Raw genomic sequence first — 9,381 nt, 5'->3', positions numbered from 1 at the left:
CTTTTCGAAGACTACCAGTCGCTGCTGATCGCCCGCGGGTTCGCCGGCATGGCGGCGGCGGCCCTGTCGACCCTGGGCATTCTGTATCTGATCCAGGCCTTTCCGCCCAAGCTGCGGATCGGCGGCCTGCTGACCGGCATCGGGATCTCGGGCCTGGCCATACCGGCCGCCCGGCTGTTCTCGACCTCGCTGATCGACCTGTCGGAGTGGCGGGGCGTCTACGTCTTCGAACTGGGACTGGCGCTGGTCGCCCTCGCCGCCGTCCTGGCCGTGCGCCTGCCCCCGTCCGAGCGGACCAAGGTGTTCCAGCCCCTCGATTTCGTCACCTTCGCCCTGTTCGCGCCTGGGATCGCCCTGCTCTGCGCCGTGCTGGGCCTGGGCCGGATCGTCTGGTGGACCGAGGCCGCCTGGATCGGCTGGGCCCTGGTCGGCTCCATCGTCCTGCTGACCGCGGCGATCGCCATCGAGTACAATCGCGAGACCCCGCTTATAAACCTGAAATGGATGGCCGGGCCGGACATCCTCCGGCTGGGGCTGGTGATCATCGGGACCCGCATCGTCCTGTCGGAACAGACCTCCGGGGCCGTGGGCCTGATGACCCAGATGGGCCTGGGGCCGGAGCAGCTTTACAGCCTGTTCTGGGTGGTTCTGGTCGCCACGGCGGCGGGGACGGTGGTCAGCATCCTGACGCTGAAGCCGGACCGGTTGATGGCCCTGATCGCCATCGCCCTGGCCCTGATCGCCGTCGGCGCCTTCCTGGACGCCCGTTCGACCGTCCTGACGCGTCCGGCGCAGCTGTATTACAGCCAGGCCCTGATGGCCTTCGCGGCCTCGTTCTTCATCGGGCCGGCGATGCTGATCGGCTTCCTGCAGGTGCTCCAGAAGGGCGCCCAGAACCTGGTCAGCTTCATCGTGGTGTTCACGGTCGGCCAGAACATCGGCGGCCTGATGGGGTCGGCCCTGGTCGGCACCATCGAGACGATCCGGGAGAAATTCCACTCCAACCAGCTGTCCGAGGCGATCAACCTCGGCGACCCGAACGTGGTCCTGCGGCTGCAGCAGCTGGGCGGAGCCTATGCGCGGGTGCTCGGCGATCCCGCCCTGCGCACGACGCAGGGACAGGCGATGCTGCAGCAGCAGATCACCCAGCAGGCTCACGTGCTGGCCTACAACGACGTCTTCCTGCTGATCGCGGTGTTCGCGGCGGTCGGCTGTGCGTGGACGACCTTCCATCACCTGCGACCCCGCATCCTGGCCCGCCGGGCCGCGCGCAAGGCCGGCGAACCCGTCGCCGCCACGCAATGACCGACGAGACCCTCTTGAAGCCATGACCGACACGACCGCACCCGCATCCACCCCGGCTCCCACGACCGGAGCCGCCCCGGAGCCGACGCAGCCCGCCGCTCCGGCGCCCGCGCCTGCGCCGAAGAAGACCGTGCTGTTTACCGTCGTGCTGATCGCGGCGGCCGTGATCGGGGTCCTGCTGGTGCTGTGGGCCTGGCAGCTGCCGCCCTTCGTCTCCGGCGTTCAGCACACGGACAACGCCTATGTCCGCGGGCAGGTGACGGTGATCGCGCCGCAGGTGACCGGCTATGTCACCTCGGTCGAGGTGCAGGATTTCCAGACCGTGAAACAGGGTCAGCTGCTGGCCACCATCGACGACCGCATCTACCGCCAGCGCCTGGAGCAGGCGAAGGCGAGCCTGCACTCAGCCGAGGCCGCCCTGGCCAACTCGGCCCAGGCCCAGAATTCGGCGCGTGGATCGGTGGCCCAGCAGCGCGCCACCATCGCCGGCGCCGAAGCCAATCTGGCCAAGGCTCAGGCGGATGCGACCCGGGCGCGGCGGCTGTTCGAGGGCGGCTGGGTGGCGCAGGCCCAGGTCGACGTCAGCCAGGCGGCGCTCAGGGCCGCCCAGGCTCAGCTGGCCCAGGCCCGCGCCGCCGAGGGCATCGCCCAGACCAACGTCACCTCCGCCGTCGTCAGCCGCGGCTCGCTGGAAGCCGCCGTCGAGAACGCCCGGGCCCAGGTGCACCTGGCCGAGATCGATCTGTCGAACACCCGCATCATCGCCCCGCGCGACGGACGGCTGGGCGAGATCAGCGTACGGCAGGGTCAGCAGGTCGCCGTCGGAACCCAGCTGATGGCGCTAGTCCCCGACCGCATCTGGGTGACCGCCAACTACAAGGAGAACCAGCTGCGCGACATCCGCGTGGGCCAGCCGGTCGAGCTGTCGGTCGACGCCCTGGGCGGCCGCACCCTGACCGGCAAGGTCGAGCAGATCGCCCCGGCGACGGGCTCCGAGTTCAGCGTCATCCGTCCAGACAACGCCACCGGCAACTTCACCAAGGTGGCCCAACGGGTGCCCGTTCGCATCGCGCTGGATCCGGGCCAGGAAGGGCTGGACCGCCTGCGGCCGGGCCTGTCGGTGGTGGCGCGGGTGGATACGCGAGACAGGCAGTAGGCAGTAGGGTGCAGACCGTCGGCGGAGGGAGCAATCGTCCCTATTGCCTACTGCCTACCTGACTATTGCCTCACACCTCGAACCTCACCCCCTGCGCCAGCGGCAGCTCGCGGCTGAAATTCACCGTCTGGGTCTGGCGGCGCATATAGGCCTTCCAGGCGTCGGAGCCGGACTCGCGGCCGCCGCCGGTGTCCTTCTCGCCGCCGAACGCCCCGCCGATCTCGGCGCCCGAGGGGCCGATGTTGACGTTGGCGATGCCGCAGTCCGAACCCCAGGCCGACAGGAACTGCTCGGCCTCGCGGACGCTGTCGGTGAAGATGCAGGAGCTCAGGCCTTGCGGCACGGCGTTCTGCATTTCGACCGCCTGATCGAAGTCATCGTAGATGAAGGTGTAGAGGATCGGGGCGAAGGTCTCGTGTTTGACCGTTTCGGTCTGCTTGCTCATGCCGATGAGGGCGGGCGTGACGTAGACGCCATCGCGGTCGAGGCGCTCCCCGCCGCAAATCAGGACACCTTCGCGGCTGGCTTGGTCCACCGCTTTACGGAAGGCGGTGTAGGCGTCTTCATCGATGAGAGGTCCAACCAGCACGCCGTCTTCGCGCGGATCCCCCACGGGCAGGGTTTCATAGGCCTGGACCAGGCGATCAATCAGCTTGGCGGAGATATCCGAGTGCATGAACAGACGGCGCAAGGTGGTGCAACGCTGTCCCGCCGTGCCGACCGCCGAGAAGGCGATCGCCCGGACCGCCATGTCGAGGTCTGCGCTCGGACCGACGATCATGGCGTTGTTGCCGCCGAGCTCAAGCAGCGACCGGCCGAGGCGGGCGGCCACTGTCTGGGCTACAGCCCTGCCCATGCGGGTCGAGCCGGTGGCGGAGACGAGGGCGACGCGGGCGTCGGCGGTCAGTCTCTCGCCGGCCTGGCGGCCGCCGATGACGAGCTGGGACAAGCCGGCGGGCGCATCGCCGAAACGCGACAGCGCCCGGTCGAAGACGGCCTGCGTCGCCAGAGCGGTCAGGGGCGTCTTCTCCGACGGCTTCCAGATCACCGGGTCGCCGCAGACCAGGGCGAGACAGGCGTTCCACGCCCACACCGCGACCGGAAAGTTGAAGGCCGAGATGACCAGAACCGGCCCCAGCGGCTGCCAGGTCTCGCGCATGTGGTGGCCAGGCCGTTCGCTGGCCAGCGTCAGGCCGTAGAGCTGGCGCGACAGGCCGACGGCGAAGTCGCAGATGTCGATCATTTCCTGCACCTCGCCGAGGCCTTCGGAGACGATCTTGCCGGCTTCCAGGGTGACCAGACGGGCCAGGTCCTCCTTCGACGCCCGCAGCTCCTCGCCCAGCAGGCGGACCAGTTCGCCCCGGCGCGGGGCCGGTATGCGTTTCCAGGCGTGGAAGGCCTGGACCGAGCGGGCGATCACGCTGTCGATGTCCGCGGTCTCGGCGACCGAACCGGCCGTGGAACCGTCGATGGGCGAGCGCGTCGGCAGCTGGCCGTTCCAGACCGCCGCATCGACGCCCAGTCGTTGAAGGATGGCCTTCGCCTCATTCGCCGCCGTCATCGTCCGCTCTCCCTCGTCTGAAGCGGCGTGTAGCCCGGCCATCGCGCGGGCGGAAGCGGAACCGCCGCGCCAGGCAAGGGTTCTGTCGGCGAACCAGTCCACGGAGAGAGCCCGATGAAGGTACGCGATCTGATGAGCAAGGACGTGCAGGTGGCCCGTCCCGGCGACAGCCTGCAGGAGGTGGCTCGCCGCATGCATGACGGCGATTTCGGCTTCATGCCCGTCGCCGACGGCGACACCCTGATCGGGACGATCACCGACCGCGACCTCGTCGTGCGCGCCCTCGCCGGCGGCGTCTCGGCCACCGCCCCCGTAGTGGAGTTCATCACCCGCGATCCCTACACGGCGCGCGTCGACGATGATCTGAAGACCGTGCTGGACGCCATGAGCAGCCGGCAGATTCGCCGTCTGCCTGTGCTGGATAAAGACAACCGTCTGGTCGGCGTGGTGTCTCTGGGCGACCTCTCGACCCGGGTGAAGGAGAAGTACGCGGGCGAGGCCCTGGAAGGCATTTCCCGCAACTGACCGGCGGCGGCGTCAGGATTCTCTTTACCCTTTCGCCAAACCGGCTGTTCATCCGCAGGCCGCATTGTGCCCTGTCTCAGGACGGGAGTGATCAATGGCGCGCGCGCAGTTCCAGAAGGGCCAGAAGGTCTGGGTCGAGTGCGTCGGCGCGTGGGCCCAGATCGAGAAGGTCCAGCCCGTCTGGGCCAAGGGCTTCGAGGAGCCGGTCCGTGTCACCTATGACGTGGGCCTGGGCCGCGAGTTCCTTGGCCATGAACTGCTGCTGCCGGTCGAGGATCCTGCCGCCGAGGTCTCAGGCCAGAACTGGCGGCTGATGCGCGCCCGGAACAAGTGGCAGGCGGCGGAGGACACCCCGCACCATCCCTTCCCCGGCACCTATCCCGTCGTCGTGACCGACAAGGCCGACTGGGGCGGCTGGCGCGTGCCGGGCGCCGAATACGACCGCGACCCCGAACAGATCGAATTCCAGGCCCGGCTGATCGCCGCCGCCCCGCGCCTGATGGCGCTGGCCGAGCAGCTTCTGGCCTCGGTCGACGAGGCGCCCGACGACGCGCCGCCCGAGATGCGCGCCCTGGCCCGCGAGGCCCGGACCGTGCTCAGGACCGTGACGGACGTGCTGGCCGCTCCGACGGGCGAGCTGGCGGCGGCCCCGACGATTCAGGCGGCGTAGGCGCGAGGACAGGCCGGTTCCGGCGTTTCGGCGCCGGAGTGCGACTCCCGCGACTCACCCCGTTCAAGAATGTTGAGCGAGGGTTAACCCCGCTCGACACGAATCCGCGACGCAGCCTAGATTCGGGCTTCGTTGTCGAATCGTCCGGGAGAGCGCCTTGCGGGGTGAGGAGCGCCGCATATCACCGCAGGGACGACGCGCCTCCGATCGCGAGCGCGGGGCGCCCGCATGGCTGCGCATCTCGATCCTGACGCTGGCGCTGGCGATCACCGCCCATGTGCTTCTGGTCGCCCGCGGCGTCGCCGCGCCCCAGAGCACGGGAGCCGGCTTCTCGCTGCACGATCTGTGGGTGCTGGGCCCGCCGATCGGCATCGGCTTGTTCACCCTCGTCCTCGTCGTCATCATGCAGCGGCGACAGATGGGCATCAGCCGTGAATGGGCGGCGTCCGAGCGCCGGTTCCGCGGCGCGGTCGAGGCGGCGCACTGCGGCGTCTGGGACTGGGACATCGAGGCCGGCGAGGTGATGATCTCGGACTATATGGCCAGCCTGCTGGGGCTGGACCGCAGCGGCTCCCTGCCTGACACCGTGATCATGGAGCGCATCCATCCGCGCTACCGCGAGGCCGTGCAGCACGCCCTGCGTCAGGCCCAGGCCTACGGCGCCTTCGAGGTCAGCTTCCCCGTTCCGGACGACCAGGGCCGGGCCCGCTGGATCGACGCGCGGGGCCAGGCCCGCGGCGAGCGCGGGCAGGACGGCTTCACCTCCATTCTCGGCGTGGCGCTGGACACCACCGAGGCCCGCCGCGCCAAGTCTCAGGCCCAGGCCGCCGAAAGCCGCCTGCGCGACGGCATCGAGAGCGTCTCGGACGCCTTCGTCCTGTTCGACAAGTCGGGTCGGCTGATCCTGTCCAACCAGGCCTTCCAGGACGCCTTCGGGTTCGAGGACGGCGTGGTCCGCAAGGGGGCCTACAAGCAGGACCTGAACCGCATCGCCGCCCTGGCCATCAAGTCCGAGCAGGCCGCCGCGGGCGGCCGGGCCGGCGCCCGCGAGGTCGAGCTTGTCGACGGCCGCTGGCTGCAACTGGTCGAGCGCTTCACCTCGGACGGCGGCTCGGTCGTCTCGGCCGCCGACATCACCGCCATCAAGCAGAAGGAAGCCGAGCGCCAGCGCGCGGTCGAACGCCTGCACGCCACCATCGCCGAGTTGGAGGACCGCGAGGAGAAGCTGTCCCTGCTGGCGCGAAAATACGAAGTCGCCATGACCCGGGCCGAGGCCGCCAACCAGGCCAAGTCCGAGTTCCTGGCCAATATGAGCCACGAACTGCGCACGCCGCTGAACGCCATCAACGGCTTCTCGGAGATCATGGCCGGAGAACTGTTCGGTCCGCTGGGCGACGCCAAATACAAGGGCTATGCGGGCGACATCCTGAAGTCGGGCCAGCATCTGCTCAGCCTGATCAACGACATCCTCGACATGGCCAAGATCGAGGCCGGCAAGCTGACCCTGCATTATGAACAGGTGTCGCTGAAGGAGGTCGTGGACGACGCGGCCCGGCTGATGCGCGGCAAGATCCAGGAGGCCGGGCTGAAGCTTCTGGTCGACGCCGCCGAAATCCCCGACATCGAGGCCGACCATCGCGGCCTGAAGCAGGTGGTGCTGAACCTGATCTCGAACGCCGTGAAGTTCACGCCCGAGGGCGGCGACATCGTGGTGACCCTGTCACGGCTCGACGACGACCGGGTGCGGGTGGCGGTGACCGACACCGGCATCGGCATCGCGCCCGAGGACCTGGCGCGCCTGGCGCGCCCGTTCGAGCAGGTCGAGGGCCAGCACTCCAAGACCACCCAGGGCACCGGCCTGGGCCTGGCGCTGACCAAGTCGCTGATCGAGCTGCACGGCGGCCAGCTGATGATGGAAAGCGAGCCGGGGCAGGGCACCACCGTCAGCTTCGAACTGCCGATCCATCCCCCCGGCGCGCCGGCGCAGGCGGCGCGGGCGGCCGCTTAATCGACCGCCTTCTTGTCGTCAGCGGACGGGACGTCCGGACGATCCCGAACCACCACGCGGCCACGGCGGGTCAGGATCTCCGAGAGCGCCTGCCGATCCGCCGGATCGAGGGTGCCGAGCAGCTGGACGGCGTCGGCCTCCAGCCGGGCGCGGCCGCGGATCTCGGCGGCGCGGGACTCTTCCAGCAGGGCGGTGGCGCGGGCGGGATCGAAGTCCGGCGAACCGGCCAGATCGACGGCCGCGCGGCGCTTCAGACGCGCCTCCTCGAAGTCCGGCTTGGCGACCAGGGCCGAGGCCTTCAGCGTCTGGCGAACCCGTTGGCGGACCTGCGGATCGAGACGGCTGACCACCACCTGCATCGGCGAGCGCTCGTGCGGCGCGCGCTGCGCGGCGTCGATGCGGTCCTCGACCTTGGCCCGGCCCACCCAGAGGGTCGCGCCGGCCGCGACCGCAAACAGGTTCAACGCCACCGAGGCGGCGAGCGCGATCTTGAGGGCCTTGGGGCTCAACCGAGCACCTCCGTGTCATCCACGCCCTGCAGCGAGGCCTGATAGAGCACCGCGTCGGCCTGGGCGTCGGCGGTCAGGTGGCCGGTCATGATGACGCCGGCGGCCACGCCCGCGCAGGCCGCGGCGGCCCAGCCGGCGCCGAGAGCCAGCGCCAGCCGGTCGAGCCACAGGCGACCGTTGCGACGCGCCTTCAGCCCCAGTTCGGCGGCCGAGGCGATGACCCGGTCGCGCAGGGCCGGCGAGACCTGCGGCGTCGGTGCGGCGTGCAGCAGGGCGTCGACGGCGTCCGCCTCGGCCAGGACCGCGCGCGCGGCCTCGGGCTCAGCCGCCATATAGGCCTGCGCCGCCGTCCGTTCGCTTTCAGGCCAGCGCCGCGCGTCGGCGCCGTAGGCCGATACCAGGGCGTTGAACCGTTCCGCCGTCATCACACTCATGCTCCTTCAGCGTCCGGCCGCATATCGGCCAGAGCCAGTCTCAACGCCCGCCGCCCTCGCGACAGCAGGCTTTCCAAAGCCTCGACGCTGACCTCCATCAGGGCCGCGGCCTCGATGTTGGTCAACTCCTGATAGTGGCACAGGACAATGGCCTCTCTCTGACGATCCGGTAAACGCGCCAGGGCGGCCTCGACCCGCGCCCCCACGTCCGCCGCCAGCAGGCCCCGATCCGGGGCCGCGCCCTCGTCGGGCCGATCCGGCGGACTGTCGGTGGCGATCTCGCGCCGCCGACGCAGCCGGTCGTAGCAGAGGTTCAGCGCCACCCGGTGCAGCCACGTATCGAAGCGCGCCTTGCCCGGCGTCCAGCGCGGCGCCTGCCGCCAGGCCCGCAACATGGCTTCCTGCGCCACGTCCTCGGCCTCCACGGCGTCGCCCAGCATCCGGCGCGCCAGCGCCAGCATGCGGGGCAGCTTGCGCGCCACCATGGCCTGAATGGCCGCCGGATCGCCCTGACCCACGCGGCGCACCAGATCCTCGTCGGGGTCGGCGATCAGCGCCAATAGGCCCTCGTTCGAACATCATCGAGAGGGTCGGTCGGCGCAGGTCCGTCGTCCCCGCCATCTCCTTACTCCGAAGCGGGGGCCGGACGCGACGCCTGACGTGCGGCGCGGCGTTCGGCCATGCGTTCGCGGCGATGTTCGCGCGCCTGCTGCATCCCGGCGCGGCGTTCTTCGGCGGTGACGAAGCCGTCGTGATCCGCATCCAGACGCGCGAAGGCCTGCTCGGCTTTCGCCTGCGCCTCGGCCACCGAAACCGGGCCGCGTTCGGCGCGCGGCCCGCCATGGCGGGCCATGCGCGGACCATGACGGCCGGGCTCGCCGTGGGCGCGAGCGGCGCGGGGCGCGGTGAACTCTTCGCGGCTGATGGCGCCGTTGCTGTCGGCGTCGAGCCGGGCGAACCGCGCTTCGGCCCGCTGCTGCCGATGGGCGACGCGCCGGGCCTGCCTCTCCTCGCGGGTGACCGAGCCGTCGCGGTCCGCGTCGGCGGCGGTCAGGCGAGCGACGCGGCGGCCGACGAACTCAGCCTGGCTGATGCGGCCGTCGCCGTCCGTGTCGGCGCGCTGGGCGTGCGCCTGTCGCTCGACGACGGGGCGGGCGGGCTGCTGGGCGGTGGCGCCCCCGGCGAGGGCGGCCAGAACGACGGTGGCGACGGC

At 70.2% G+C, this 9,381-nt stretch carries 10 protein-coding genes; 5 read left to right on the top strand and 5 right to left on the bottom strand.

Annotated features, from left to right (window positions below; all coding sequences use genetic code 11):
• Positions 1 to 1,305: MFS transporter (locus Q0C81_RS11385; RefSeq protein WP_291837695.1), on the top strand; the 1,305-nt coding region annotated here is incomplete at its 5' end.
• A 22-nt stretch (positions 1,306 to 1,327) separates the two neighbouring features.
• The gene (locus tag Q0C81_RS11380) at positions 1,328 to 2,461 is read left to right on the top strand and encodes an HlyD family secretion protein (protein ID WP_291837692.1); all 1,134 of its coding nucleotides are present in this window, start codon (positions 1,328 to 1,330) and stop codon (positions 2,459 to 2,461) included.
• Between the two features lie 70 nt (positions 2,462 to 2,531).
• Here the strand turns inward: Q0C81_RS11380 and Q0C81_RS11375 are convergent, their stop codons facing one another.
• Positions 2,532 to 4,022 (bottom strand): aldehyde dehydrogenase family protein, encoded by a 1,491-nt coding sequence (locus Q0C81_RS11375; protein WP_291837689.1) that lies wholly within the window; start codon positions 4,020 to 4,022, stop codon positions 2,532 to 2,534.
• Positions 4,023 to 4,136: 114 nt separating this feature from the next.
• On the opposite strand from Q0C81_RS11375, the gene Q0C81_RS11370 reads away from it, so the two are divergent.
• The 3 genes from Q0C81_RS11370 (at position 4,137) to Q0C81_RS11360 (ending at position 7,225) form a co-directional block, all read left to right on the top strand.
• The gene (locus Q0C81_RS11370) at positions 4,137 to 4,547 is read left to right on the top strand and encodes a CBS domain-containing protein (RefSeq protein WP_291837687.1); all 411 of its coding nucleotides are present in this window, start codon (positions 4,137 to 4,139) and stop codon (positions 4,545 to 4,547) included.
• 94 nt (positions 4,548 to 4,641) lie between these two features.
• Positions 4,642 to 5,217 carry a hypothetical protein gene (locus Q0C81_RS11365; protein WP_291837684.1) on the top strand — a complete coding sequence of 192 codons (576 nt, stop codon included), beginning with the start codon at positions 4,642 to 4,644 and terminating at the stop codon, positions 5,215 to 5,217.
• Positions 5,218 to 5,374: 157 nt separating this feature from the next.
• The gene (locus Q0C81_RS11360; protein WP_291837681.1) at positions 5,375 to 7,225 is read left to right on the top strand and encodes an ATP-binding protein; all 1,851 of its coding nucleotides are present in this window, start codon (positions 5,375 to 5,377) and stop codon (positions 7,223 to 7,225) included.
• Here Q0C81_RS11360 and Q0C81_RS11355 read toward each other — a convergent pair.
• From Q0C81_RS11355 to Q0C81_RS11340, 4 genes are all read right to left on the bottom strand, one after another.
• Positions 7,222 to 7,734, bottom strand: coding sequence for a periplasmic heavy metal sensor (locus Q0C81_RS11355; RefSeq protein WP_291837678.1), 513 nt, complete (start codon positions 7,732 to 7,734; stop codon positions 7,222 to 7,224). The two genes, Q0C81_RS11360 and Q0C81_RS11355, sit on opposite strands and share 4 nt — an antisense overlap.
• Positions 7,731 to 8,159, bottom strand: a complete 429-nt coding sequence (locus tag Q0C81_RS11350) for a hypothetical protein (RefSeq protein WP_291837701.1) — start codon at positions 8,157 to 8,159, stop codon at positions 7,731 to 7,733. Before Q0C81_RS11350 ends, Q0C81_RS11355 begins: the two co-directional genes overlap by 4 nt.
• Before the next feature lie 5 nt (positions 8,160 to 8,164).
• Positions 8,165 to 8,728, bottom strand: coding sequence for an RNA polymerase sigma factor (locus Q0C81_RS11345; RefSeq protein WP_291837675.1), 564 nt, complete (start codon positions 8,726 to 8,728; stop codon positions 8,165 to 8,167).
• A 65-nt stretch (positions 8,729 to 8,793) separates the two neighbouring features.
• On the bottom strand, positions 8,794 to 9,381 hold a 588-nt coding region (locus Q0C81_RS11340), incomplete at its 5' end, for an EF-hand domain-containing protein (protein ID WP_367118007.1).

The sequence above is a fragment of the Brevundimonas sp. genome (genome assembly GCF_023259385.1).
In the GTDB taxonomy this organism is placed as follows: Bacteria; Pseudomonadota; Alphaproteobacteria; order Caulobacterales; family Caulobacteraceae; genus Brevundimonas.
This window is presented reverse-complemented; position numbering and strand designations above follow the sequence as displayed.

Coding starts and splice junctions, on each gene's coding strand:
- Q0C81_RS11380 (WP_291837692.1), top strand. CDS start 1,328: ATGACCGACACGACCGCACCCGCATCCACCCCGGCTCCCACGACCGGA.
- Q0C81_RS11370 (WP_291837687.1), top strand. CDS start 4,137: ATGAAGGTACGCGATCTGATGAGCAAGGACGTGCAGGTGGCCCGTCCC.
- Q0C81_RS11350 (WP_291837701.1), bottom strand. CDS start 8,159: ATGACGGCGGAACGGTTCAACGCCCTGGTATCGGCCTACGGCGCCGAC.
- Q0C81_RS11375 (WP_291837689.1), bottom strand. CDS start 4,022: ATGACGGCGGCGAATGAGGCGAAGGCCATCCTTCAACGACTGGGCGTC.
- Q0C81_RS11365 (WP_291837684.1), top strand. CDS start 4,642: ATGGCGCGCGCGCAGTTCCAGAAGGGCCAGAAGGTCTGGGTCGAGTGC.